Here is a 26,598-nt window from a genome sequence, read left to right as displayed (position 1 = left end):
CAGCCAACTAAAAACTATCTAGATACTGACAACCTAATTAAAAACCAATTCCAGCTGCATTACATCCTCCAGTATTTTCAGCCATCCTTCATATTGCACATGAGTATACGCAAGTTCTAAATCTACGTCTTCCCCATGCCAAATAACTTTAGGTACCGAGTCCCGATGGCATGCAATAATCATAATCTGAATAGAGTACAAAACTAGCCGACTACAAAGTTCTACAATTTCATTATCCACATGACTCTCATCCTCTTGCTTAGTAATAGGAAACCCTAACGACCCATGAGCCAACCTATTACGCAACTTATAAGCCATATAAATTCCTTGCCCCGCCAAAGAGACATGCTCACCAAAATTACCACCTCCTATATATTCACCATAATGTGACTCATGAAATATCAAGGATTTAAGTTTATCGAGACAAACAATATAAGATGAAAATCCGAACTTAAAAGTTGCGTTATGCTTTAGAAAATAACAAGCATTATTAATTTTCCCTGGCGGATTAGCAATCAGCCTACGAGGTACCGCCACATCGATGATAGATTCGACCGCCGACCAGATAAAATTAAATCTACACAGAGACGTTACGAGCCTGCTTTCTAAGATCTCCTGGTGTTCTGAAAAATCATCCGCTGATTCACAATAGCCTAGCGTAATATCAAATCTTTCGCGACTATAGTTAACACTGTCTACTCCCGAAGCAATCCCTAACATTGAGATGCCCTCCAACCACTCCCCATCGTAATCGAATTCCATTCCGTGGATAAACAATTGGACTATTGCCGCACAATGAGCATCTATAGATTTCAAACTCAAATCATTCATAACTCACCGCCCTATCAAAACCAGATATCAACAGTTTCAACCAAAATACACCTATACGATTGTAGCTTGTAGCTTGTAGCATATAAAAATGCAGATACCGTCGAATCACACAAATTCAAACCAACGCATAATCTCCGAGAACCAAAAACTCAGAATTCCTATATGAGTACGCTACCAGCCCTCGAATACACAAAACGCGCTTGAGTTAACTCATGGTTTCAAGCGATATTTACTGTTAAAAACCAGTTTCAAAAATATAACACTCCATTCCATAGCCATTGAATCTCTTGCTTATCGGCAAATTCCAGCCCTGAATCTATGGAAGCAATATTGGTTAGCTTTATAACAGAATATCGCTTACATCGAACAACGCAATCGAAGCAAGCGCACCAATTATTATGTCAAGCCTATAGCATCCTTAATTGATCGCGCAATTATCGAGCGCCCGGAGCCTGATGCATTCTTAAACTTCACATCTGAAAAATCAATGTTTCCTGCGGGCGCCAGAACCTTTATGAAATAGTCGACACTGATATCCTTATTTTCCACAGCACCTACGACCGTCAACCGGAGTAGATCCAGTAGAGCTTGCACCCCAATTGTTCTGGTAATAAACGACTCGTCTGTAGCCACACTCCAAAATACAGCGTCGCAGGCGGTCAAATAATTATTTACAACTTTATATATTAGAGCATCATTTCCTTGCAAATAAAGATCGCGTAAAGGCGACTTATCTTTACGAGACTCCACCAGCTTTTCTCTAGAACTTTTTTTCCCTGTGAGCATGAAATTAGCGTCACGCTTAGGATTAGAGGAAATAAGTCTCAGAACGCCCTCAACTATAACGGCTGTTGACACCCGCCAAGAGCGATCTAAAGATAGCGCTAATAGATGCGCATCTTTTTTAGGCGCTATTAATACTCTGCCTTGTACAGGAGAACCGGCCTCGGTGCTTAGTTTTCTGGTCAAAAAAACTGCAAGCTTTTCCGGGGTCCAAAACTCTGGAGTCTCATCATCAATGTTATAGCCAAACTGCTCATAAGTCAGACTCTTGTCGACCGGCTTTTGCGTGGAGTTAATTATAGCGAACAGCTGCGCTTGAAAAGGCAGCGGCAAATCTATGAATACTGCACACACCAAATCCATTTCGAGCCGCTCTGGGCTTGCGTTTACGAATCCGAATAGACGATGCTGGCCATCAATTATTGAGGCAGTTTTAGCCTCCGATGGAATAGTGAGCTCATAGCCCCCATTCGCGCCTTTTGAAACTGACCATTCTAGTTGCTCGCTTCCATGGTCATCTTGGCCGTCACTATCCAATTCAAAATCTGATCGACTATTAGCGGCTAATATTATCGCATTGGGGAAGGCGGCATCAGATCGATTTATATAATCCGTAATTGAGTCCAGTCGCTTTTCTTGTCTCTCCCGCTGGGTACCTTCTAGGTGGTAAGTTCCTGTTTCGCTAGAATAGACCGCTCGCAACCGTTCACTTTCAGCAACTTGAAGAACTATCTTAGCGGGGAGTGATATAACGTAAAACACTCCAAGAGGTTGAAGGACCTGCAGCGCAGGCACCGTCAACGGATAGGTAATTACCTTATTCATTTTTATACCTTAAATCCATCTAAAGTGCCTGAGAGTGGAGTGCTCACATCTGCGGGTCCAGATGCAGCTGTTGGGTTCGGCTCTAGGAAATCAGGATTCTTTGCGTTGGCTATCCACCAGCACCATAACGCAAGAGCTGAGAGTATAATTTCCACAATTAAACCAGACGGAGTGTACAACTGCAGAAACCCAATTGATCCGCATGCAACAACAAAAATCAAGCAGAGCAATACTCCTAACGCACGGAGCATTTTCGGATAATCCCCCAGGATAAACTGCAGCATTGATGCACAGCCTAATGAGGGATAAAAAACATTTATCGCAAAGCAGATAGTTTTAAAACTGGCCTCATCGGATAGAAGCACACTAAATCGCACTATCTCCACCCATATTCCAAGTCCGCCAAAAAACAAAACACCTACAAAAAAGAACATCACGAAAGAAGGGTGCCCCCAAGGGTCTTTTGACCGTGATGCAAGCGCAGCTCTAAATTGGTACCAATAATTGCTTTCATTCTCATCCATCGTCCGATCCATTCATCTATTTGAAACATTAAATCCATCGATCAGGCATGAATCGCACTGGATCGCTTATCGACCCCGAGACTATTTCATCAAAAATGCTTGGTTTTTCCACAGTGGTGCTTTGAGACAGGGCATGTGATTCTCCTTGAAATTCGGCCATCCGAACGACTGATAGTAGCAACATACCATCACTCAAGGCTATATCACTCAGGCCCACTGGGCACTTGCGGTTCAGCTGACTTGCAAAAAACAAAAAAAGAACCTTACGTTCCGCGCTAAAGGTCGAAAATGATGAGGGATAGCTTGGTTGAAATAGCGAGAATATGGCTCAAAGCCGAGATCCCGTTTGCTTGTAGGTGTTTCGATGGCGTGAGTGGAAACAAATCAAACGACCTTCTCGAAGCTACACTGGGGGTTGCTACCCAACTGAGGTCTAGCCTCCAACGGATCAGGAACCTCCTCTCTCTATAGGGATACGGATCGACTGCGATGTTAGTACCTAAAAAAGCACCTACTGCGCATAAATATTCGCGCCACTTCCGGCAATGACCATTTCTTACACCGGACGTTACTCTACTGGAAATCCTGAATAATCCTCGGTGAAGCAATTTTCGACTGACCGGTATTCCAACTGGTATTCCAGGCAAAAATAAAAAACAAATTTAACTAAATAAATCAGTAAGTTACTGCTTCCATTCAGATTACCCCGGCCCACCAAATTGCAAATGAAGACGTCCTAAGGCGTCTTTTTTTGTGGGCGGACTGCCTGAGTGCCTCCCCGCTGATCGAGGTAGCGCCAGCTGATTCCCGGCCTCGCCAGCCACACAACCAACTCCCAATCGAATTGAACAGAGACCAGACACATGAACGAGATCCAAGAACGGCAAGACCGCCGCGATCAACTGCTGAAAGAGGCTGACCAGTTGCATACCCAGATGCTGCCTTTTGAAGCCGCGCTGGAAATGAGCAGTCCATTAGGCCTGCCCAGGAGCGCGAATTGCGCGACAAGTACAAAGAGCTGAAAAGGCGCTTCGACTCGCGCAATGCGCAAGCAACTGTAGAACAGACTGGCCGCTGCCCTGCCCCTCATTCAACAAGGCCTGCGCGCGCCGCCCACAGCAAGACCAGCGGCCATGCCCCCCCATCTGACAATCACGTATAGTGGCCATATATCATCACCCCTCTCGACCAAGGCGTGTGCCGTCGATAATGGTTCGGCTGGCATAAGTATGGAAAACTGCACATGCCGCAAAGAAGAAACCTGAAAAACTCTATTTTCATACCCTTGAAGCTGTCTCAACTGATCGGTCTTTTCAGTTGGGTTATCAGTTGGTGCCTGAATCCGTCCATTGATCGATCGCTGGATGTATTCATCTGTTGCGCGCTGACGGGGGCGACGCTGTCGATCATTGTCACGTCCAATAGCAGGAGCATGCTGGCGTGGCGTCTGTTCGGCATTATTTACATGGCGTCACTGACATTTCTGTTCAATGAACAGATCGAACGCATGGACGAGCAAGCGTCGATGTGGGGGCTGGTTGTCACCTCCCTGCTCATCACGGGAATGAGCGTGTTCTTCGTCAAGTTTATTGATTACATCGCCGCCACTGCGCTGATCTGGTTGATCATGTGGCACACGGACCTGACGGCCATCGGCGTGGGCCATAAGCCTCTGTTTTATGTGTTCCTGATCAGTTCGACCTTGCTGGGCGGCTGCCTGAATGCGACCTTCCTGAGCCTGATCATGCAGACCATGGCAGCCAGGGACCGCTATCAGGAACTGTCCGAAACCGACACCCTGACGCACGCCCCCAATCGCCGTGCGCTGGTTGACAGTCTGAATACTGCGCTGGCGTCCGCTGAAAAGTCGTCGTTGTGGTTTGCCATGCTTGATCTGGATCACTTTAAAAGTATCAACGACACCCATGGGCATGAGGTGGGTGACAATGTCCTTATAAGTTTTGCGACACGCCTCAAAGACACTAAGGGGCGAATCGCTTTTGGGCGCTTGGGTGGGGAAGAGTTTGGTGTGATCTTATCGGCGGCGAACGCCACAGACGCTGTACACGCACTGGAAGAGTTATTGATGCTCACGCAAAAGGATGAAACGGCTCAAGTGCCCTATTCATTCAGTGGCGGTGTTGCAAGTTTGTCGCGGGTTGAAACGTTCAATGACCTGTTGAAAGAGGCTGACGAGAACCTGTATCACGCCAAGCGCAGTGGCAGAAAATGTATCGCCTTTGAAGGCAGGATAGTTTCACCGAGCGCTGCCAGCACGACAAAGCAGAATCAAGCGATGCAATTAGTTGACGCGCCTACGCATGCGTAGCGCCCGTCTCCCCCTTCAAACATTCCCGCCCCGCCGCACCTTCGAATACCGATCGATATCCTCCCGCAACGTCCACCCTTGCCCGTGCCAATAACGCCCGGCCGCTTCATTACTCTTCATGACGTCCAGGTGACATTTGTAAATACCCAGCGCGTCCAGACACTCAAGGCAGCGTTCAACCAACTCATGGGCAATACCGCGCCGGCGATACTCGGGCAGCACGATCAGATGCTGCAGATAACCGCGGCGTCCGTCGTGCCCGCACATCACACAGCCGCACAGGGCGCCGCCTGCCTCGGCGACGAAGCTCATGCCGGGGTTGCGCTCAAGGTAACGTGCGGTCGCTTCGCGTGAATCGGCGTCGCGCAGGGAAATGCCCGGCGTGCTGCGCATCAGTTCGATGACCGCGTCGTAGTCGTCCAGGGTCATGCGGCGAATCGTGATCATGGGCTAAGCCTGGCCTGCAGTCTCATGGGCTGGACAGGTTAGCAGAGCCGCTTGATGCCTTGATGACAGCGCCGCCAGAGTCTGCCTATCAACCCGTAATGTTCTTTCTATTAGAAATCTTCGCGAAGAAGGCTAATCTGGATAAGCGTCGGTGAGAGCCGCGCGGTTTCACCCTGATGAGGAGATAAGAATGAGCTCAAGTTTGCGACGCACGTTGCGGGCTTGCCTCGAAGCAATCTGATGATCGCTGTGCTGCGTATCTGTAGAGCTGGCCCGATCGTTGACCGAGCGGCCGGCATGAACCCAGTGCTGTTGAGTTTCGTCATCACTGTCTGAGGTCCCGCGAGTGGACTGGATGGCCGGATGCAAATGACAAAAAAGGTGTATCAAGCATGTCAACTGAATCGAAATGCCCCTTCAACCACGCTGCTGGCGGCGGCACTACCAACCGTGATTGGTGGCCCAAGCAGCTGAATCTGAAGATCCTGCATCAGCATTCCTCGCTCTCCGACCCGATGGGCGAGAGTTTCGACTATGCCAAGGAATTCAAGAGCCTTGACATCGAAGCGGTCAAACAGGACCTGCGCAACGTCATGACCCAGTCCCAGGACTGGTGGCCGGCAGACTTCGGCCACTATGGCCCACTGTTCATTCGTATGGCCTGGCACAGCGCCGGTACCTACCGCACAGGCGATGGTCGTGGCGGTGCCGGTGCCGGTCAGCAACGTTTTGCGCCGCTCAACAGCTGGCCTGACAACGTCAGCCTGGATAAGGCGCGCCGCCTGATCTGGCCGGTCAAGCAGAAGTATGGCCGCAAGATTTCCTGGGCTGACCTGATCGTGCTGACCGGTAACGTCGCGCTGGAGTCCATGGGCTTCAAGACCTTCGGTTTCTCCGGTGGTCGCGCGGATGTCTGGGAACCGGAAGAAGACGTGTACTGGGGTTCCGAGACCACCTGGCTGGGTGGTGAAGAGCGCTACGGCGCGCAGAAGAAAATGCAGCAACCGGGCGACGGCACGCTGGTGGCCGAGCCGGAGAACCATGCCAACGAAGAAAGCCGTACTGCCAGCGGCGAACGCAACCTGGAAAACCCGCTCGCCGCCGTGCAGATGGGCTTGATCTATGTGAACCCTGAAGGCCCTGAGGGTGTGCCGGACCCGGTTGCTTCGGCAAGGGATATCCGTGAAACCTTCGGTCGTATGGCGATGAATGACGAAGAGACCGTGGCGCTGATCGCCGGTGGTCACGCCTTCGGCAAGACCCACGGTGCCGGCCCTGCCGACAACGTTGGTCCGGAGCCTGAAGCAGCCGGCCTTGAAGAGCAGGGTTTTGGCTGGAGAAACAAATTCGGCAGCGGCAAGGGTGGCGACACCATCACCAGTGGCCTGGAAGTGACCTGGACTTCGACGCCGACCAAATGGAGCAACGAGTACCTCGAAAACCTCTTTGGCTTCGAATGGGAACTGACCAAGAGCCCGGCAGGCGCGCATCAGTGGACGCCGAAGAACGGCGCTGGCGCGGGCAAGATTCCGGATGCCCACGATCCCTCCAAGCGTCATGCACCGAGCATGCTGACCTCTGACCTGGCGCTGCGCTTCGATCCGGCTTACGAGCAGATCTCCCGCCGCTTCCTGAACAACCCTGAGCAACTGGCCGACGCGTTCGCCCGCGCCTGGTTCAAGCTGACTCACCGTGACATGGGCCCGCTGGCCCGCTACCTCGGCCCGGAAACACCGACCGAAGAGCTGCTGTGGCAGGACCCGATTCCAAACGTTGATCATGCGTTGATCGATGATCAGGATGTGGCCGCACTCAAGGCCAGGATTCTCGCTTCGGGCCTTTCGGTCTCGCAGCTGGTATCGACGGCTTGGGCGGCAGCTTCTACCTTCCGTGGCTCGGACAAGCGCGGTGGTGCCAATGGCGGCCGTCTGCGTCTGGCTCCGCAGAAGGATTGGGCGGTCAACCAGCCTGACCAACTGGCGGGCGTGCTGAAGACCCTCGAGGGCATTCAGAGCGAATTCAACGCGGGTCAGTCGAGCGGCAAGAAGGTTTCAATCGCCGACCTGATCGTCCTGGCGGGTAACGCAGGTGTCGAGCAGGCTGCGAAAAATGCAGGCCAGCACGTCACCGTTCCATTCGCACCGGGCCGCGCCGATGCGTCTCAAGAGCAGACCGATGTTGAGTCGTTCGGCTTCCTTGAGCCAATCGCTGATGGTTTCCGCAACTATCAGAAGGGGCATTACAAGGTCTCGGCAGAATCGTTGCTGGTCGACAAGGCGCAATTGCTGACCCTGACTGCACCGGAAATGACTGTACTGCTGGGCGGCCTGCGGGTCTTGAACATCAACGTCGGACAGAGCAAGCATGGCGTCTTCACTGATCAGCCGGGCACCCTGACCAACGACTTCTTCAAGAACCTGCTGGACATGGGCGTGGAGTGGAAAGCGACTGCAGGTGGCACTGATACCTTCGAGGCCCGTGACCGCAAGACTGGCGCAGTGAAATGGACCGGCACCCGTGTTGACCTGGTCTTCGGCTCGCATGCTCAACTGCGTGCGATTTCCGAGGTATATGGCAGCTCGGATGCGCACGAGAAGTTCGTCAAAGACTTCGTGGCAGCCTGGACCAAGGTGATGAACCTGGACCGCTTCGACCTGGCTTGATGTGTCTGATGTGCTGAGTTGAAAAAACGCCTCCCTTGCGGAGGCGTTTTTTTTGCTGCGATCAAAAAGCGAAGGCTGGTCTCATGAGCGGCTCATCATGCTTGCCGCCTGCTCCGTCGCTTCGGTCGTTCGGGTCGCCAGCTTGCGGACTTCATCTGCCACAACCGCAAAGCCCCGCCCTGCCTCACCGGCGCGCGCAGCTTCGATTGCCGCATTGAGCGCCAGGAGGTTGGTCTGGCTGGCAATGCTCTGGATAGTGCCAACTATCTGGGTCAGTTGAGCGATGTTCTCTTCCAGGTTTTTCTGATGCTGTGCTTCGGTGTCGCGAAGAGCGTCCTGTTCATGCTTCAAATGCACATCCACCAACGCACCCACCACCCTGAGTGGAACACCTTCGGGGTCACGGCGAGTCTGGCCGCGCGCACGGAACCAGCGGTACTCGCCGGTTTTCATCTTCAGGCGGTACTCGATATCGAACGGCGTCTTGCCAGTCCGGTCATTCAGGTGCTCACCGAAAGCCGTCAGACTGCGCTCCTTATCTTCAGGGTGCAGCCGTGACGCCCAGCTATCCAGTACGTCGGGAAACTCTTCCACCGTTTCAAAACCCAGCAGACGCCTGAATTGTGGAGACCACCAAAAAGGATTGCGCGCATTGACCGGGTCGCCAGCAATGACCTCCATGTCCCAGAGCCCGTCGGAGAGCATCTCCCGGGCCAGTTCGAATCGGGTAATGATCACATCGTGTTCAAGATCACGTTCAAGCTCGTCGTGGATATCCCGAAGAGAGCCGGCGACCCGCAGCGGCGTTCCGCGTGCGTCTCTTAACGTTTCGCCCTGGGCATAGAACCAGCGATACGTGCCGTTCTTCATCGCCAGACGATTCTTGACTCGGTACGGCGTGTTGCCGGAACGGTCATTCAGGTGCTTGGCAAATGCGTCGAGCGTGGCTTGTTTATCCTGAGGATGAAGCCGGTCTGCCCAGCTCGCCAGTACGTTGGGGAAGTCGCGCTCGTCGTTGAAACCGAGAAGCGTGCGTAGTTGCTGAGACCACCAGAATCGGTTGTTCGGGTTGACCGGATCGCCCGCGACCACCTCCATATCCCAGAGGCCCTCGCTCGATGCACGGTTGACCAGATCAAAGCGGGTTTCATAAGCGGCAGCCGAGGCAGAGGCTTCACCCAGTAGATGGCGGGCAGTTTCCAGTTCTTGCTCAAGATCGGCAATACGTTGCTCGTCAAGGCGACGCTGGGTGCTCAGCGAGCTCCAGCATTCAAGTACCGCGGCTTTTTCAGCACATCCCCCTAGCGCGGGCTCAGTGCCGCCCTTGAGCGAGGAGATCAGTTGCTGAAGGGCCTTTTTGTCACGACGGGGACTGAACAGGTGAAGCATGCTGTGGGCTCTCAAAGTAGGAGAAGTTGGCCGAGTCCCTGGCGCGTCCCGTCTTTATCGTCCTGCCGCCCGGTTTCTGTAATGCCAGATTGCGATCAGATTCACCCCCGCTGCGCAAACCTGCGCAACACAACCACACCCAACACAGCCGACAACACCGAACCGATCAGCACACCCACTTTGACCTCGTCGACCAGTTCCGGCGCGCCCGGAAAAGCCAGTGCGCCGATGAACAGGCTCATGGTGAAGCCGATACCACACAAGGCCGCAACGCCGTAAAGCTGACCCCAGTTGCTGCCGTCCGGCAAACGGGCCAGGCCTGCGCGAATCGCCAGCGCGGCCATGGCGAATATGCCGACCTGCTTGCCGACCAGCAGCCCTAGCGCAACGCCGAGCGGGACCGGGTCCACGAGCTTGTCGGCGGTAATGCCCGACAGTGACACGCCAGCGTTGGCAAAACCAAAGATCGGCACGACGGCAAACGCCACCCACGGGTGCAGCTTTTCTTCCAGATGCAGCAGTGGCGAGCGAGCCTCTTCATCGGGTTTGCCCAACGGGATGCACAGCGCAAGCGCAACGCCAGCGAGGGTGGCGTGGATGCCGGACTGGAGCATGAAGAACCACAGCAGCGCGCCAACGATGAGGTAAGGCAGCAGTTTTTTAACACCCAGACGATTCAGCGCGACGAGCACGGCGATGGAACCCAGCGCTGCCAGCAACATGGGCATGGAGAGATCGCTGGTGTAGAACAGCGCGATGATCAATACAGCGCCGAGGTCATCGAGAATCGCCAGTGCCGACAGGAAGATCTTCAGCGACAGCGGTACGCGCTTGCCCAGCAGTGACAGCACGCCCAGAGCGAATGCGATATCGGTCGCTGCCGGAATGGCCCAGCCGCCGATGGTGTCTGGCCGTCCCCAGTTGAACGCCACGTAGATCAGCGCCGGAACCACCATGCCGCCCAGTGCCGCAAAGCCTGGCAAGGCTCTCTGGTTCCACGACGCGAGCTGACCGGCGAGCACTTCGCGCTTGATCTCCAGGCCGACAAGCATGAAGAAGATCGCCATCAGACCGTCATTGATCCAGTGCGAAACCGATAACCCGGCGAACACTGCGTGCAGCGCGGCGAAGTAGCTGTCGGCCAGCGGTGAGTTGGCGACGATCAAGGCCGCCAGCGCAGCCGCCATCAACACCAGCCCGCCAGCGGATTCAGCAGCGAAGAAACGCGTGATGAACGCCAGCGCGTTCGGGGATTCGGTACGGGGGGTGGGTTTATGCATGACGGCTCCGCGGGGTACAGCGCAAAAAGGCCGCAACCTTACCATCCGCAGAGTCTGTTGAAGGCTTGGTAAACCTGAGGATACAAATTAACGCTTCCCGGCCGAAACCGGGCCGGGCAACGTCGCTGAACGATGCCTGCCGATCAGGCAGGCATTGTTCATGTCACTTCTTGACCGTTTCCTCGAGCGTAAAGCGGCCCAGCGGGTTCTGACCGAAGTGCTCGATGTTCTTGCGCGAAACACTGATGTAGGGACTGTAGTAGAGGTCGATCCAGTTGACGTCGGCCTTGGCCATTTTCTGCAGGTCGATGTACATCTGCTCGCGCTTTTTCGGGTCCATCTCGACCCGTGCGGCAGCGACCAGCTCTTTGACCTTGTCGTTCTTGTAATGGGTCATGTAGTTATTGTTGGTGTCGTGGCCGAGCACGAAGGTGGTCTTCTGGTCCGGGTCGAGGATGTCGTTGGTCCAGTACATCACGGAGATGTCGTAGTCACCGGCTATCAGCATGTCCCAGCTCTGGCTCGGGTCGACTTTCTGCAGCGTTGTAGTCACGCCGACCTTGGCCAGTTGCTGTTGCAGCATGACCGCGATTTGCTCATCGACTTCGTTGCCCGCGTTGACCACGTAATTGAGTTTCAGGTCCGACGCGCCGGCGTCCGCCAGCATCTGTTTGGCCTTCACCGGGTCATAAGGGCGTTGCAGGTTGTCGGCGTAGTGGTACAGAGCGCCTTTGGGAATGTAGGAATTGGCCACGGTGCCCAGCCCGAAGGTAGCGGCTTCGACCAGCGATTTCTTGTCGATGGCCATGTCCAGCGCTTGACGCACTTCAGGCTTGGCCAATGCGCCGTGTTCGTGGTTGATCAGCAGGTGATCCTCGCGAGTGGAGGGGTCGAGGTGGACCACCAGATCGGGGTCCTTCTGCAGATTTGCGATGCGCGAGAACGGTATCCATATCGCAGCATCGAGCTCGCCCTTCTGGACCATGAGCGTGCGGGTGTTGTCGTCCGGCACCGAGATCCACTCGACACCGTCCAGGCTCACGCTCGGCGCTTCCCAGAAGTTGGGGTTCTTCGCCAGAATTACCCGGTCACCGCGACGCCATTCCTTCACGGTAAATGCGCCGGAGCTGACAGGCTGCTCGGCATACGCCTCTTCGCCCATGCTCTTCATGGCTTTCTCGGAGAGAATCGACACGTTGGGCAGGGCCAGTTGCGAGAGGAACGAGGCCGAAGGATTCTTCAGCGTGATGACCAGCGTATGCGGATCTGTCGCAACGGCCTTGTCGATAATCTTGTAGGAATCGCTCCACAGCGAACCCTTGTCGTCGCGAATTCGCAGCAGGCTGAACACTGCGTCACTGGCCGTCAGGTCCGAGCCATCGGAGAATTTGGCCGGGCGCATCTTGAGCGTATAGGTCAGCCCGTCAGGCGAGATCGACCAGCTTTCCGCCAGCCCCGGCACCAGCTTGGTGCCTTTGTCATCTACGCGGATCAGCACATCGTAAACGTTGGAAAACACCCAGTTGTCGATGTTCTGCGCACTTTTGATCGGGTCGAACGTTGTGCCGTCCTCACGACGGCCGATGGTCAGCACGCCCGCAGCTTCGGCAACACCCGCCGCCAGTGAACAGGCCGCCAGCATGGCGACGGTCAGCATTTTCATTGGTCGAGCTTTCATACGCATGAACTCCTTGTCGATGTCGGGACAGATGTCGTTACAGATCAGGATCAAAAAATCGGGGCTTCCAGCACACAGTCGTAGCGCTGCTGGCCGACATGCCGCGTCGGTGGCGCGACGCTGGAACAGGTCGGCCTGGCAAACCGGCAACGCGGATGAAACGCGCAGCCGTCGGGTAGCTGCAGGGGGCTTGGCGGCTCACCCTGCAACGGCTCGCCGGGCAACGGGCGATCCGGATCGATTTCCGGAATCGCCTGAATCAGCGCAGCGGTATAGGGGTGACGCGGCGAGAGAAAGACGTCCTCTACCGGGCCTTCTTCAACAATTTTGCCCAGGTACATGACCGCCACCCGATCGCACAGGCGACGCACGATGGCCAGGTCATGGGCAATGAACAGAATCGCCAGGTTCATGCGCTGGCGCAGCTCCAGCAGCAGGTTGATGATCTGTCCCTGAATGGAGACGTCCAGCGCCGCCACGCATTCGTCGGCAATGATCAGCCGTGGCTCGATGGCCAGCGCGCGGGCGATACCGACACGCTGACATTGTCCGCCGCTCAAGGCACCCGGCTTGCGTTCGGCAAATTCGGGCCGCAGACCGACCATGTCGAGCAGTTCGATAACCCGCGCCGGAATGTCGGAAGTGGCGACCTTGCGCTGCACGGCGAGCACCTCGGCCAGCGTCGCACCGATGGTCATGCGCGGGTTGAGCGAAGAGGACGGGTCCTGAAAGACCATCGCGGTTTCGCTGCGCAGGCGTTGCAGATTGATACCGCTGCCCTGGGCCATGTCGACGTCATCGAAGACGATCTGCCCGGAGGTGATGTCATTCAGACGCAGAATAGCCCGCCCCAGCGTGCTCTTGCCGCTGCCGGACTCGCCGACCAGACCCAGCGTTTCACCCGCACAAATGCTCAGCGACACCCCGTTGACGGCGTGCACCCAACGCTTGTTGAGACCGAGGAAACCCGAGCCGGGGGCCGGGAAGCGCACCACCAGATCATTGACGTTCAGCAGTGTGGTGCCGCTCATGAAACGGCCTCCCGGGATTGCACCAACGGGTAGTGACAGGCCGCAGCATGGGCAACGCCCATCGGCCGCATCAGCGGCAGCTTGTCAGGGCAGTCTGCCCCCGCATGACTGCAGCGGGCATGAAAACGACAGCCGCTTGGCAGTGCGTCGAGCAAGGGCGGCTGACCGGGAATGGTCCGTAGCAGTTCGCTGCCCGCGCTGCTGGCGGGCTGGCATTCGATCAGGCCGTGGGTATAAGGATGACGTGCGCGAGCGAGCACGTCGCGCTTGCTGCCGTGCTCACACAGGCGACCGGCATACATCACCGCGATGGAGTCGCAGGTTTGCGCCACCACGCCGAGGTCGTGGGTGATCATGATCAACGACAGCCCGTGCCGGTCGCGCAAGTCCAGCAACAGACGCAGGATTTGCGCCTGCACTGTCACATCCAGTGCGGTGGTCGGCTCATCGGCGATCAGGACCTGCGGCCCACAGCCCAGCGCTACGGCAATCATTGCGCGCTGGCGCATGCCACCGGAAAATTCGTGGGGGAAGTTATCCACACGCGACGCCGGATCGGGAATGCCGACCTGGCGCAAAAGATCGATGGCCTGCGCCCGGGCTTCACGCTTCGACGCGCCCTGATGCAGACGCACACCTTCGGCGATCTGCTCGCCGATGCGCATCAGCGGGTCCAGGTGGCTGCTGGGATTCTGGAAAATCATGCCGATCCGCCGTCCGCGCATGGCACGCATTCCAGCGGCATCCAGCGTCAACAGATCGACATCATTGAGGCGTACCGAGCCGCCGCGCACGTGCAGATCCGGCGACGGCATCAATTGCATCAACGCCCTGCAGGCCATGGTCTTGCCAGAGCCACTTTCACCGACCAGCCCGAGAATCTCGCCCTGGTGCAGGTCGAACGACAACCGGTCAACCAAGGTCACTTCGCGATTTCGATGGTTCGCTGCATGGCTCGCCACCACGCTCATCTCGCTGACCTGCAGCACGGGCGTACTCATTGCCGTTCTCCCAGGGTTTCGGCGACGCCGTCCGCCAACAGGCTGAAGCCCATAGCCAACGTCACGATGGCCAGGCCCGGAAAGGTGCAGATCCACCACGCCGAGGTGAGGAACGCCTGCCCTTCGGCGACCATGGTCCCCCACTCCGCCATCGGTGGTTGCACACCCAGGCCCAGGTAGCTGACCGATGCGCCGCTGAGCAGCACCAGAACCGCGTCAGACATGGAAAACACAATCGAGCCGAACATCGCGTTGGGCAGCAGATGGCGGAACAGGATACGCAAGTGACCAAAACCCAGGCTTTTGGCCGCCAAGGCAAAATCGCTTTCCTTGAGCACCAGGATCTGTGAGCGGATCAGCCGCGCATAAGACACCCAGCCCACCAGCGCCATGGCGATGTAGAAGCTGCCCAGGCCCGGCCCGAGAATCGCGATGATCGCCAGCATCAACACCAGAAACGGGAACGCCAGCACGATGTCGATCACGCGCATGCACAGGTTGTCGAAGCGCCCGCCGATGTAGCCCGACAAGGCGCCGATGAAGGTCCCGATCATGAACGGGAAGATCACCCCGAGCACGCAGATCTGCAGGTCGACGCGTGCCGCCCAGATCACTCTGGACAGAATGTCGCGACCAAAATTGTCGGTGCCGAACGGATGCGCGAGGTGCGGCGCGAGCATGCGTAGCTCGGTGTTCTGGTAGATCGGATCGTAAGGTGCCAGCCATGGCGCAAACAGCGCCAGTATCAGCCACCCGCCCAGTAAGCAGCCGCCCAGCAGCATCGCCAGCCGGCCATTGCGCAAACGCAGGCGCAGCCGGGAACGCCAGTGCGGACGAAGATGCGCATGGGCTACGGTCATTTGATATTCACCCGCGGGTCGATGGCCACCGTGGCCACATCGGCAAGGAAGTTCACGATCACCGTGGCGCATGCCAGCACCATCGCCACACCCTGCACCACCATGTAATCGCGGCTGAAGATGCCGCGCACCAGCAACTGACCGATGCCGGGAATCGCAAACAGACTTTCGATCACCACGGTGCCGCTGATCAGCCAGCCGATGTTCACCGCCAGCAGGTTGATCGAAGGCACCAGCGAACTGGGCAACACGTGGCGCCGAAACAGCGCACTTTCACTGAGGCCACGCGCCCGGGCCGCCGTCACATGATCGGCTTGCAGCTCCACGAGCATGCTCGCACGCAGGTTGCGAATCAGCACCGCAGACAGGGCCAGAGCGATGGTCAGACAGGGCAGCACCAGGTGATGAACCTTGTCCAGCCAGTCGCTGCCGTAGCCCGACACCGGAAACCAGCCAAGCTGCACACTGAACATCAGGATCAGCATGATCCCCAGCCAGAACGCCGGCATGCCCAGCCCGGTGGTGGTGAAGACGCGGATCAGGTTGTCGCTCCAACTGCCTTTGTTGCGCGCCGCGAGCGTGGCCAGGGGCACGGCAATCAGCAACGCCAGCAGAACGCTGCCCAACACCAGAAATACGGTGGGCTCGATCCGTGTGCTGATCAGCTTGAGTACGTCTATCTTGTACAGCAGCGATTTACCCATATCGCCCTGCACCAGGTTTTTCATGAAATACACGTACTGTGTCCACAGAGGCTCATCCAGACCATACTGGGCGCGGATGTTGGCCAAGGCCTGCGGTGTGGAACGCGAACCCAGCAGGATGCGCGCCGGATCGCCGGGGATCGAACGCACCAGAATGAAGGTGACCAGGCTGATGCCGAACAGCACCGGCAGCAGCTGCAACGGACGCTGGAGAATGAAACGATAACGACCCAGATTCATCAGACGCCCCGATGCTGTGACAGAAAATTCAGCAGGACCGGAAAGTACGCCGCCGCCCCCTCTACGTAAAAGGGCAGAGCAAAGTTGTAGTCGAACATTGACCATCCGTCGACTTTGATTGTTTTCAGCTCATCCGGCCTGTGTTCATAGCCCATTGCATTGCACCTTTGCGGACGACGCTCATGGCATCAACCCTATCCTGCAAGGAGAGCGCAGACAGCTAGCAATTCTTATAGGTTTTACAGGACTGGCAGCCGATTGGGCGCACGCGTGGCACCGTCCTTGCTAATTGCTATATTAGGGCCCTACATCGGCTCAATGACAAAGGAGGTCATGCCATGCATATCAGGTTGTCGGATTTCAATTCGCGGCTGCAGTCTGCATCCACGCTGGATCAGCAAATGGATTGCGCGCTGCTGCTGGCATCGGATCTCGGATTCGATGCCGTGATTTATGACTACAGCCCGGTGCCGGTGTCCCATGATGGGGCACTGATCACCCCGTCGCTGCTGTCATTGCGCAATACACCTGCGGACTGGTACGCGCTTTGGTGCAGTCAGGGCTATTACCAGATCGATCCGGTGCAACACCTGGCCGTCGCCAGCGTCTCGCCTTTTGTATGGTCATACCAGCCCAGGGCCGAGACGGTCCTGAAAACCTTCATCACGGATATGCACAAGCCGGTGGTGCGCTATCTGCATGACTCACACATGACCTGTGGCGTGACGGTGCCGATCCACATGCCCAAAGGCGGTTTCGCCACATTGACCGGTCTGTGTGCGGACGGCAGCGACGTCGCCCTTGAGGACGCCCGCCAGAGCCTGGCCGAGTTCGGCCTGCTGGCTCACGCCTTTCAGGAGGTCGCCTACCCGCTGTTCGACCAGAAAATTCGCTCGTGCAATGCGATCAGGCTGACCCCGCGCGAACGCGAATGCCTGAGCTGGTCTGCCGAGGGCCTGACGGCCAGGGAGATTGCCGATCAGCTCAACCGCTCTGTCGCCACGGTGACCTTGCACCTGAATTCGGCCATGCAGAAGCTGGGGGCCAAAAACCGTGTACAGGCGGTAGTGCGTGCCGTTCATTACCGTTTACTCGACCACTGACCGGTTTATCGGCCAAAACCTATCATTTTCTATAGTTATGAGGCGCAAGACGCCGCGCTATGGTGCCCCCAAACTATCCAGCAGGGACCGGCGACATGGCAGATATGACGATCAAGGAAGGTTTTGCGCCTTTTGGCGACTATCAGACGTGGTATCGCATCACAGGCGACCTGCACGGTCCCGGCACACCATTGGTCATTCTGCACGGCGGCCCCGGTTGTACGCACGACTACGTCGATTCGTTCAAGGACATCGCCAGCACCGGCCGGGCCGTTATCCACTACGACCAGTTGGGTAACGGAAAGTCGACCCACTTGCCCGACAAGGGTCGCGACTTCTGGACGGTCAAACTGTTCCTGAGTGAGCTGGATAACCTGCTTGAGCACCTGGGCATCGAAAACAACTACGCATTGCTGGGCCAGTCGTGGGGCGGCATGCTGGCTTCAGAGCATGCCGTGCGTCAGCCCGAAGGGCTGAAAGCGCTGATCATCGCCAACTCCCCCGCAGACATGCGCACCTGGGTAAGTGAGGCCAACCGGCTGCGCGAGGATCTGCCATCTGACGTACAGGCCGCGTTGCTCAAGCATGAAAAAGCGGAAACCTTGAAAGACCCGGAATACCTGAAAGCCTCGCGAGCATTCTATGACCGTCACGTGTGCCGCATCACACCGTGGCCGGAGGAGGTAAAACGTACTTTCGACGCGATTGACGCCGATCCGACCGTGTACCACGCCATGAATGGCCCTACCGAGTTTCACGTTATCGGCACGATGAAGGACTGGACCATCGTCGATCGCCTGAAACTCATCAGCGTTCCGACCTTGCTGATTTCCGGTAAGTATGACGAAGCCACACCGCTCGTCGTGAAGCCCTATGTGGATAACGTCCCCACCATCAGTTGGTCTGTTTTCGAAGAGTCCAGTCACATGCCCCATGTAGAAGAAAGAATGGCCTGCATGGGATGCATCGCAGGTTTTCTGGACACGTTGGTCGAATCGGTTGAAGAGTCCGCAGCTTGATGTTCAGGCCTGATGGATACACGCCCTGAGAGTTGCATTATTAGAGTAAATACTTTAGTAGCATTCACCCGACTAACGGTTAACTTTGCTCACAGTGTTACTGGAACTTTTTGCCAACATACCGCTGCCTTACAGCAGATAGTTGCAAAAGGCCATTATGAAATAACTTTCATCGCTATTTTGTTAAAGCTCTCTCGTTTTCAGCAGAAAAACAGTTACTGGAAGGAAAGTATTGGCCTTCCGCCTGTTTTGCCGCTGGAGGCAACCATGAACCTCAGATCGTTAAGTATTTCACGCAGGGCCTCCCTGTGCTTTGGCGTCATTACCTTACTGTTGATCGGTCTGGGTGCCTTCTCCTACGTGCAGATCGACCATCTGCGCAAGGCTGAGCAGAACATTGAAGAAAACTCACTGCCCAGCATCCAGGTAGTCGACGACATTCAGATCGCCCTGCTTCACGCTCGCCTGGAAAGCATCAGGATGCTTGCGAGCACCGATCCCGCTGTACACGCCACCGCGGAAGCCAAGGTCCGGGAAGCGATCGAGGCGCTGCGTGCCAACAGCGACTTTTATCAAAAACACCTGCTTTCAGGTGAAGCCGACCGCGCGCAATTCGAAGAAGCCAACAACAAGATGAGCGTATACATTGATGGCTTGAAACAGGTCGTCGCGCTGGACAGCTCTGATCATGAAAGAGCGGTCTCCCTTGCCAACGGAGAGCAGGCCCAAAAGGCCACTGCGTACCAGGAAAAACTTACCAGACTGCGCGAGCAAAATGCCACGGAAGCCGTGAGCTCCGGGAAAGATGCAACCGAGGTCTACAATCACAGCGTCAACGTCCTGATGATTGTGCTGATCGCAGCGTTCCTGCTTACCGTGGTCCTCGCGATTGCCCTGACACGCAGCATCGTCGACCCGATCAGCGTCTCGCTTAAACTCGCAGAAGACATCGCCGCCGGTGACCTGACCCGACAACTTAGCGTTGCCGGCAGTGATGAAGCATCACGCTTGATGACGGCCCTGAATACCATGTCGGGGAACCTGCGCACCACCATTCACGAAATTTCCGGCGCCTCCGCACAACTGAGCACTGCCGCCGTCGAGATGACGTCGATCACCGAAAGTGCCGACCGCACGCTGCAGCAGCAGAACAGCGAAATCGAGCAGGCTGCTACTGCGGTAAACGAAATGAGTGCTGCCGTAGAAGAGGTCGCTCGTAATGCTACGTCGACCTCGCAGGCCGCCCAACAGTCGAGCCTTTCCGCCGACCTGGGTAACCAGCGCGTTAACGAAACCCTGACGGCCATGCAGAACCTGACAGGCCTGGTCGAGGGCTCTTCAGCGCAAGTCACTGCGCTGGCTGGCCAGGCTCAGGACATCAGCAAAGTGCTGGGCGTGATTCGCGGTATTGCCGAACAGACCAACCTGCTGGCACTCAACGCAGCCATCGAAGCGGCGCGTGCCGGTGAACAGGGTCGCGGCTTTGCTGTGGTAGCCGATGAAGTGCGGGCTCTGGCGCATCGCACACAGACGTCCACCCAGGAAGTCGAACAGATGATTTCAGCGATTCAGGCCGGTTCTTCCGCCACGGTCGAGTCCATGCAGAAGAGCACTGAGGAAGTTCACAGCACCCGCAAGACGGCAGAGGACGCCGGAGAGTCGCTGCGTCAGATCACCAACTCGGTACTCGAGATCAATAACCGTAACCTGCAGATCGCAGCGGCCTCCGAGCAGCAGGCGCATGTAGCGCGTGATGTCGACAGAAGCCTGGTCAGCATTCGCGACCTGGCCGTGCAGAGCAGCGAAGGCACCCGTCAGACCCTGATCGCCAGTACCGAACTTTCGCAGTTGGCGGTCAACCTGAATGATCTGGTGCTGCGCTTCAAGACGTAATCCAGAACAACACCCACACATGCCGGGCATGACAGAAGGGCAGCAGATTCGTCTGCTGCCCTTCTTTATATAGCGTCAGTACCGTTTTCGGCAAAAAACCCGCAATGGTTCCTCCAGCCGGCGGTCCCCTCCTCTCAAAAACTGTGAGCCGCGTCTCTCTGCTGACAGCCTTTCAGACACATAGTCTTCATTAGTTGAAATAGGATCCATAAAGACCTATTTACAAGCACAGGCTATTTGAAAAAGCCCGCAACGTTGACAGGGGCATTGAACTCATTCAATAGTTGGCGTCGAACAACACAATATTTATGTAAGCCACGATCAGGTATGACACGATCACTTCCTGCACGGGATCGGCAGCGCCCGGCGTACCGCCAAGGCCGCATCAGTGCTTTTATGACCAGGGTGACACATTTTGAACAACAAACTGACTTCAGCAGAGCTGGCAGTCATCAGTGAAATCGAGGCCACTTCCAGTCTTTTACGACTGGTGACCCGGCTGACCGGGCTGAGATTTGCGGCAATTGCCAAAGTAACCGAGGCCAGCTGGACCGCATGTGCTGTATACGATGAAATCCAGTTCGGGCTGGAACCCGGTCATCAGCTCAAGCTGGAGACCACGTTCTGCAATGAGTTGCGTCAGCACCGCCAGCCTATCGTGATCAACGAAGTCGCGACCGACCCCGTCTACGCAGAGCATCCCATTACTAAAATGTACGGTTTCCAGAGCTACTTCTCGTTGCCGATCATTTTTCCCAACGGAGAGTTCTTCGGCACCCTGTGTGGCCTGGATACCAAGCCTGCGCCACTCGATGACGCCAATACCCTCGATACCCTGAAAGTGTTTTGCACGCTGATCGCCAGCACGCTGTATGCGCACTATCAATTGCAGGAAATGCAGGAAGTCACCGCTTAAGGCATGGAATGCCTCAGACGCGTAGTTGCCGCTCCATGATCAATGTGCGCTCCTCTCCCTCCATATGCTCCCGCACCACGTTGAAACCCAGCGCCAAGTAGAACGCCTGCGCAGTCAAGGATGACGGTACAACCATTCGCACCGCGCCCGCATTGCGTGCGACAGCCTCCAGCTCGGCCATCAATAAACGTCCGATCCCCTGCCTATGCCTGTCAGGGTCGACGAATACCGAGCGCACGACCTCCCCCTCCAGACTCGCAGTGCCCACCACCACATTGCCCTCTGACGCCACGAACACCTGACGCTGCAGCATGAACCGCTCGATCGCACCCGGGCCGAAACCCGATTGCACGCGCTCGATCACGCTGACGGGATAATCCCTGGCATTGCTGGTTCGCAAGGCCGCCAATATCACTCGACTGATGGCATCCGCTTCGGCTATGCGGGCGGGTCTTACCTTGATGCTCATGGCGTGGTTCCTGGTTACCCTGCAGTAGGTGAATTCATTTCGAACGCGCAATGGCAAGCAAGACACCGCTCATACGGCGAAGGATTTGCGCACTCCTCATACAAAAAATGTAGGCGAACAGCCCGAATAACGACGTTCGATCAACTTATTTTCGGCCAGTCGACGAATGGTAGTGCTCACAAGATACCGTAAACAAATGGCCAACCCCTCGCCGTGCGCGGCTTGAACAACGATACCGTTCAAAAAATCCGATCTGCGGCCGATTAATCGGTATCTCGCCGCTGTGGTCGGAATATTTTCGTCTGTTAAAGTGAGTTTCGTGATGTCATATAGTCATCATCGAGCACCCATTGAGAATTGTCATGAACGCCAGTGCCCCTATTCCCTTGAATGAAACGCAACGTCTGTTGCGCATACGGGAGCTGTGCGTGCTTGAAGATACGTCCGATGACGTATTCGATGAAATCGTCGCGATGACCGCTGCCTTTTTCGAGACGCCGATTGCCTTGATCTCGATCGTCGATGAGCACCGTCAGTGGTTCCGCGCAAGGGTAGGCCTGAATGCCCGCGAAACACCACGCAACGTGTCCTTCTGCGCCTACACCATCCTTTCCGAAACACTGTTCGAGATTCCCGACGCCACGCTCGACGAGCGCTTCGTCAACAACAGCCTAGTGACCGGACACCCTGACATTCGCTACTACGCAGGCGCGCCACTGATCACCGATGACGGCATTGCCCTGGGCAGCCTGTGTGTGATTGATACCAAGCCGCGCGAGCCGATGAGCGAGTACCAGACGCAGATGCTCAAGCGCTTTGCGTCGCTGGTCATGAAACGCATTGTCGGCCTCAGGCTCAGTTGCTTTATCGACCAGCCCACCGGCTTGTACAACCGCTCGCGCCTGCAGGAAGATATTCATCAGGCCGTGGCATCCAGTGTCGATTATCAGTTGGTCGTGGTGGACATGATTACCTCCGCGTTCCTCAACGATATCGTCAAGGCCCTGGGTTACAGCTTCTCCCAAGACCTGGTAACAAGTATCAAGAGCCGCTTGGAGCGACTGTTGCCGCCGACCTGTTCTTTATACAAGGTCAGTCCTACGCGCTTCGGCTTTCTGTTGGCAGGCGACCGTACGCCCGAACACCTGTTCCGCACCATCCTCAAGGATTTCGAGACGCCCGTTGAGTGCCGGGGAATTCCGGTGCAGATGCAGGTCGGCCTGGGCGTCGTGACCCTTAACCGTAATCCGGTCGAAGAACAGGACTGGATGCGCATGGTGATCAGCGCTGCCGACGATGCCCGCGACCGCGACCTCGGCTGGGCGATGTATGAACCGCACTTTGACGCCGCCCAGCAGCGTGCTTTCAAATTGCTCAGTTCGTTGACCGGGGCGGTGCATGCTGACGATCAACTGCGTCTGGTCTACCAACCGCGCATCGACCTCGACTCCGGCCTGTGCACCTCGGTAGAGGCCTTGCTGCGCTGGAATCACCCGACGCTCGGCGCCATCGGGCCTGCCGAGTTCGTGCCGCTGGCCGAGAAGACCGCTCTGATGCGCCCGCTGAGCCTCTGGGTGCTGACCAGTGCAATCGAACAGGCCGCTCGTTGGCAGCAGCAGGGTTTCGATTTCCGTATTGCGATCAACGTGACGCCCGAAGACCTCACCGGCCCGGCGTTCACCGACCGGATGATACGCCTGCTGGGCAAGCACAAGATTGACCCCACCCGCTTTGAGCTGGAGTTCACCGAAGGCGCGTTGATGCACAACCCGGCAGAAGTGCGCCACCAGCTGGAGCGCATGCGCCAGGAGGGCATGGATGTGGCGATCGATGACTTCGGTACGGGCTACAGCAACTGGAATTACCTGCGGCAGCTGCCTGCCACGACGGTCAAGCTCGACCAGTCGCTGATCCGCAATCTGGCGTCCGACAAAACCGATCAGCGTCTGGTCAAGGCACTGATCGGTCTGGCCAAGAAACTTGGTTACTGCGTCGTGGCCGAGGGCATCGAAACCGACGAGATTCGTCGCCTGGTCAAGCAGTGGGGCTGCGATGAAGGTCAGGGTTATCTGATCGCCAAACCCATGGAAGCCGAGGCGTTGCTGAACTGGCTGGGCCCCAACCAGCGCCTGCAGAGTGCCTCCGAAGCCGCAGAAGCCGCCATCATCCGCGACAAACGGTTATAACCTTAGAACACATCTTCATAACCGATTACAACGCAAGCCGTTATGCTGCCCGCCACTTTTTGCCTGATGCGTTTGCTTGAAAAAGGTTGGATATGGAAGCGGGTGGTCTGGGTTTCGTAGTTGCAGGGCTGGTAGTCGGTTTCATCGTGGGCATGACCGGAGTCGGCGGCGGCTCGCTGATGACTCCGATACTGCTGTGGTTCGGGATCAATCCGGCCACGGCGGTCGGCACGGACTTGCTGTACGCGGCGATTACCAAATCCGGCGGGGTTCTGGTTCATCGCAGGAACGACAACATCGACTGGAAAGTTACCGGGCTGCTGACTCTGGGCAGCGTCCCGGCGGTGCTCATGACGCTGTGGTTTCTGAGCACCCTGCACACCGCCCCCGAAGCACTTAACGCGATCATCAAGCAGGCCTTGGGCTATGTGCTGCTGCTTACCGCACTCGCCGTTCTGTTCAAGAAAAAACTGCTGGCCTTCGCTCATCGGCGCGGAGACGGGTACTCGTTTTTCAGCGGCACCAGCCTGACGGTACTGACCGTCATCACCGGTCTGATCCTCGGCACCATGGTTGCACTCACCTCCATCGGTGCAGGCGCGCTGGGCACGGTGGCCCTGTTCATCCTCTATCCATTGCTGCCGACCCGACGTCTGGTGGGTACGGAGATCGCCCATGCGGTCCCGCTCACGCTGGTCGCAGGCCTGGGTCATGCGAGCATGGGCAACATGAACTGGGAGTTGCTGGGCTGGCTGCTGATGGGCTCACTGCCCGGCATCTACCTGGGCAGCCACATGGCCGGCCGCGTCTCCGATGACCTGCTACGGCCCTTCCTGGCCATCATGCTGGGCACGATCGGCTTCAAGCTGGCGTTTTGATCGGCGCCTATCCATCAGCCTGTCACATTTCTGAGTCAGGCTTGCCCACGAACATAGCCTCGAAAGCCGCAGAGCCGGTTTGCTTGCAGGCTGTGCGCACTCATCGGGAATTGTAATTTTCTGTAGCGAGACACCGATTTTCGGCGCAGGATTTCGTGCGTCAGCTTCAGCGCCGATGACCCGGCACAGACTTACCCTCACTGAAAGGAGATGCCAACAATGCTCATCCGAATTGAAGAAGGTGTATATGGCGACGCTTGGGTTGTAATACTGGACGACTACCCGGTCAAATGCCGGAGCTGGCAGGAAGCCAGAGAATTTGCCGACCGCATGAAATCCAGAATCGACGCGCCTCATTCGCTGCCGCATATGGCACGCCGCGCAGCGGCCGAAATAAGTGTTCAGGCGGCCGCCCGCTAGACCGCCCCCTCCCCGCGAATTAATCCCTACAGCGTTGCCAGGCAATGGGCGACGCTGCTTCACCCTGTCATGTTCGCCCTGTCATAACGCCGCTTGAATTATCGAACCACTTCTCGTTTCCATGACATCCGTTTCACATCCCCTTCACGTCCGGCTGCGTAAATTGGCCCTACTCCTTTGATGAATCCCATTTGGCCCACCCCGTTGTGGGCCATTTTTTTGCCTGCAGAAAAGTGCCGGTGCTCCCACGCTGATGCGGCGGGATTACTCGTCTTGCGCTGCGGGCGACGATGATACAGCCAGCACTTGGCTGCCCAATACGCCAGCATTCAGCTCTGCCAGCCGATCACTGCCGGTGCCATTGGCAACGTGATTGCTCCAGCTCGCCACCGAAACTGCCATCCAACCCAGCACAAACAACGCAGCTGCCTGTAACGCCCACTTGGTCATGATCGACATACGCTTTCTCCTTGTTCAGGTCTGGATGGCAAGCATGTAAACACCTCACCATTGCAGAAGAATTGCAGAGATTTTTATTTTTGCCAGCCGACATTCCACCTTTGTGAGCAAAGGTGTCGAAAAACAGGAGGGAGCGATCTACATGAGGAAATACCCACGCCCGCAGGCGGGGTATTTTTGAAAAGCGGGGTCAGTACTTGGTGCTTTGCTGCTCAGGTCTGGCCGGTGTGTCCACATGACTCGGACCCGCAATCAGCAGAGCCAGCACGCCAACGATTGGCACGGCAACAACGACAATGATCCACATCAGCTTGTTGCTGGATTGTGCCTTGCTCTTGCGAATACGCAGTACTGCCCAGATGTCCGAAATCACGATCAGGGCGGTCAGCGCTGCGAACAACCACAAATGATTTTCCGATATCCAACCCATTTGAAATCTCCTGCACCATCAACGAAGGCAACCAGATCGGCTGCCCTACTGTAGAAGAGGTCAAAAAGAGCCTTAAAGTTCAGAGAATATTTCGGATTGTGACCGGGTGCTCAGCGCAGAGGCAAGAGCGTCCAGAACGGCACGCCGAAGCAGAGCATGGGCACGATAGGCGTATTCCTCTGCACATCGCGCCTCACACTCCAGCGTGGGAATGCCGTTCGTGACGCTGCGCGTCACACT

The 26,598-nt window shown here is 56.4% G+C and carries 24 protein-coding genes and 1 pseudogene; 10 read left to right on the top strand and 15 right to left on the bottom strand.

Going from position 1 to position 26,598, the window contains the following annotated elements:
- Window positions 1–33 precede the first annotated feature (33 nt).
- The 3 genes from LCH65_RS01825 to LCH65_RS01815 all read right to left on the bottom strand — a co-directional run bounded on the left by LCH65_RS01825 (window position 34) and on the right by LCH65_RS01815 (window position 2,963).
- Window positions 34–831 (bottom strand): hypothetical protein, encoded by a 798-nt coding sequence (locus LCH65_RS01825; protein ID WP_226439087.1) that lies wholly within the window; start codon window positions 829–831, stop codon window positions 34–36.
- A 396-nt stretch (window positions 832–1,227) separates the two neighbouring features.
- Window positions 1,228–2,439 carry a DGQHR domain-containing protein gene (locus tag LCH65_RS01820; RefSeq protein ID WP_226439086.1) on the bottom strand — a complete coding sequence of 404 codons (1,212 nt, stop codon included), beginning with the start codon at window positions 2,437–2,439 and terminating at the stop codon, window positions 1,228–1,230.
- Between the two features lie 2 nt (window positions 2,440–2,441).
- A complete protein-coding gene (locus tag LCH65_RS01815; RefSeq protein ID WP_226439085.1) occupies window positions 2,442–2,963 on the bottom strand; it encodes a hypothetical protein in 522 nt (173 codons plus the stop codon).
- Window positions 2,964–3,826: 863 nt separating this feature from the next.
- Between LCH65_RS01815 and LCH65_RS01810 the strand changes: the two are divergent.
- Both LCH65_RS01810 and LCH65_RS01805 read left to right on the top strand, forming a co-directional pair.
- Window positions 3,827–4,005, top strand: a pseudogene (locus tag LCH65_RS01810) (chromosome segregation protein SMC); the annotation flags it as partial.
- Window positions 4,006–4,206: 201 nt separating this feature from the next.
- On the top strand, window positions 4,207–5,292 hold the full coding sequence (locus LCH65_RS01805) for a GGDEF domain-containing protein (protein ID WP_345945902.1): 1,086 nt from the start codon (window positions 4,207–4,209) through the stop codon (window positions 5,290–5,292).
- Window positions 5,293–5,307: 15 nt separating this feature from the next.
- Here LCH65_RS01805 and LCH65_RS01800 read toward each other — a convergent pair whose 3' ends face one another.
- Window positions 5,308–5,739: a GNAT family N-acetyltransferase gene (locus LCH65_RS01800; RefSeq protein ID WP_003431571.1), complete on the bottom strand. Its 432-nt coding sequence runs from the start codon at window positions 5,737–5,739 to the stop codon at window positions 5,308–5,310.
- 392 nt (window positions 5,740–6,131) lie between these two features.
- On the opposite strand from LCH65_RS01800, the gene katG reads away from it, so the two are divergent.
- Window positions 6,132–8,402, top strand: coding sequence for a catalase/peroxidase HPI (gene katG, locus LCH65_RS01795; protein ID WP_122240798.1), 2,271 nt, complete (start codon window positions 6,132–6,134; stop codon window positions 8,400–8,402).
- Window positions 8,403–8,483: 81 nt separating this feature from the next.
- Here the strand turns inward: katG and LCH65_RS26260 are convergent, their stop codons facing one another.
- The 8 genes from LCH65_RS26260 to LCH65_RS01750 form a co-directional block, all read right to left on the bottom strand.
- The gene (locus tag LCH65_RS26260) at window positions 8,484–9,791 is read right to left on the bottom strand and encodes a PAS domain-containing protein (RefSeq protein WP_003431576.1); all 1,308 of its coding nucleotides are present in this window, start codon (window positions 9,789–9,791) and stop codon (window positions 8,484–8,486) included.
- 101 nt (window positions 9,792–9,892) lie between these two features.
- Entirely contained in the window at window positions 9,893–11,071 is a 1,179-nt protein-coding gene (nhaA, locus tag LCH65_RS01780) for a Na+/H+ antiporter NhaA (protein WP_046718991.1), read from the bottom strand.
- Between the two features lie 163 nt (window positions 11,072–11,234).
- Entirely contained in the window at window positions 11,235–12,749 is a 1,515-nt protein-coding gene (locus LCH65_RS01775) for an ABC transporter substrate-binding protein (protein ID WP_042930652.1), read from the bottom strand.
- Window positions 12,750–12,799: 50 nt separating this feature from the next.
- Entirely contained in the window at window positions 12,800–13,780 is a 981-nt protein-coding gene (locus LCH65_RS01770; RefSeq protein ID WP_003368633.1) for an ABC transporter ATP-binding protein, read from the bottom strand.
- Window positions 13,777–14,781, bottom strand: a complete 1,005-nt coding sequence (locus LCH65_RS01765; protein WP_187598996.1) for an ABC transporter ATP-binding protein — start codon at window positions 14,779–14,781, stop codon at window positions 13,777–13,779. The genes LCH65_RS01770 and LCH65_RS01765 overlap by 4 nt, the downstream gene beginning before the upstream one ends.
- Window positions 14,778–15,641 carry an ABC transporter permease gene (locus LCH65_RS01760; RefSeq protein WP_044309452.1) on the bottom strand — a complete coding sequence of 288 codons (864 nt, stop codon included), beginning with the start codon at window positions 15,639–15,641 and terminating at the stop codon, window positions 14,778–14,780. The genes LCH65_RS01765 and LCH65_RS01760 overlap by 4 nt, the downstream gene beginning before the upstream one ends.
- Complete coding sequence (locus LCH65_RS01755) at window positions 15,638–16,585, bottom strand: ABC transporter permease (RefSeq protein WP_226439083.1); 948 nt, start codon at window positions 16,583–16,585, stop codon at window positions 15,638–15,640. Before LCH65_RS01755 ends, LCH65_RS01760 begins: the two co-directional genes overlap by 4 nt.
- Complete coding sequence (locus LCH65_RS01750; protein WP_003368637.1) at window positions 16,585–16,740, bottom strand: hypothetical protein; 156 nt, start codon at window positions 16,738–16,740, stop codon at window positions 16,585–16,587. The genes LCH65_RS01755 and LCH65_RS01750 overlap by 1 nt, the downstream gene beginning before the upstream one ends.
- Before the next feature lie 183 nt (window positions 16,741–16,923).
- Between LCH65_RS01750 and LCH65_RS01745 the strand changes: the two genes are divergently transcribed.
- The 4 genes from LCH65_RS01745 to LCH65_RS01730 all read left to right on the top strand — a co-directional run bounded on the left by LCH65_RS01745 (window position 16,924) and on the right by LCH65_RS01730 (window position 21,516).
- Complete coding sequence (locus LCH65_RS01745; protein WP_003368638.1) at window positions 16,924–17,688, top strand: LuxR family transcriptional regulator; 765 nt, start codon at window positions 16,924–16,926, stop codon at window positions 17,686–17,688.
- A 95-nt stretch (window positions 17,689–17,783) separates the two neighbouring features.
- Window positions 17,784–18,707, top strand: coding sequence for a proline iminopeptidase-family hydrolase (locus tag LCH65_RS01740; protein ID WP_226439082.1), 924 nt, complete (start codon window positions 17,784–17,786; stop codon window positions 18,705–18,707).
- Between the two features lie 267 nt (window positions 18,708–18,974).
- Complete coding sequence (locus LCH65_RS01735) at window positions 18,975–20,600, top strand: methyl-accepting chemotaxis protein (protein WP_003431594.1); 1,626 nt, start codon at window positions 18,975–18,977, stop codon at window positions 20,598–20,600.
- Window positions 20,601–21,015: 415 nt separating this feature from the next.
- On the top strand, window positions 21,016–21,516 hold the full coding sequence (locus tag LCH65_RS01730) for a GAF domain-containing protein (protein ID WP_003431595.1): 501 nt from the start codon (window positions 21,016–21,018) through the stop codon (window positions 21,514–21,516).
- 13 nt (window positions 21,517–21,529) lie between these two features.
- On the opposite strand, the gene LCH65_RS01725 is transcribed toward LCH65_RS01730, so the two are convergent.
- Entirely contained in the window at window positions 21,530–21,985 is a 456-nt protein-coding gene (locus LCH65_RS01725) for a GNAT family N-acetyltransferase (protein ID WP_226439081.1), read from the bottom strand.
- Window positions 21,986–22,347: 362 nt separating this feature from the next.
- On the opposite strand from LCH65_RS01725, the gene LCH65_RS01720 reads away from it, so the two are divergent.
- From LCH65_RS01720 to LCH65_RS01710, 3 genes are all read left to right on the top strand, one after another.
- On the top strand, window positions 22,348–24,171 hold the full coding sequence (locus tag LCH65_RS01720; RefSeq protein WP_226439080.1) for an EAL domain-containing protein: 1,824 nt from the start codon (window positions 22,348–22,350) through the stop codon (window positions 24,169–24,171).
- A 92-nt stretch (window positions 24,172–24,263) separates the two neighbouring features.
- Window positions 24,264–25,049, top strand: coding sequence for a sulfite exporter TauE/SafE family protein (locus LCH65_RS01715; RefSeq protein ID WP_003368645.1), 786 nt, complete (start codon window positions 24,264–24,266; stop codon window positions 25,047–25,049).
- Between the two features lie 219 nt (window positions 25,050–25,268).
- On the top strand, window positions 25,269–25,469 hold the full coding sequence (locus LCH65_RS01710) for a hypothetical protein (protein ID WP_003313743.1): 201 nt from the start codon (window positions 25,269–25,271) through the stop codon (window positions 25,467–25,469).
- A gap of 264 nt (window positions 25,470–25,733) precedes the next feature.
- Here the strand turns inward: LCH65_RS01710 and LCH65_RS01705 are convergent, their stop codons facing one another.
- Both LCH65_RS01705 and LCH65_RS01700 read right to left on the bottom strand, forming a co-directional pair.
- Complete coding sequence (locus LCH65_RS01705) at window positions 25,734–25,928, bottom strand: hypothetical protein (RefSeq protein WP_003431599.1); 195 nt, start codon at window positions 25,926–25,928, stop codon at window positions 25,734–25,736.
- 190 nt (window positions 25,929–26,118) lie between these two features.
- Entirely contained in the window at window positions 26,119–26,358 is a 240-nt protein-coding gene (locus LCH65_RS01700) for a PLDc N-terminal domain-containing protein (RefSeq protein ID WP_003431600.1), read from the bottom strand.
- Window positions 26,359–26,598 lie beyond the last annotated feature (240 nt).

The organism is Pseudomonas sp. MWU16-30316, from assembly GCF_020515645.1.
GTDB lineage: Bacteria > Pseudomonadota > Gammaproteobacteria > Pseudomonadales > Pseudomonadaceae > Aquipseudomonas > Aquipseudomonas cerasi.
Note: the sequence above shows the minus strand (reverse complement) of the source record. Positions and strands in the feature narration are given on the sequence as shown.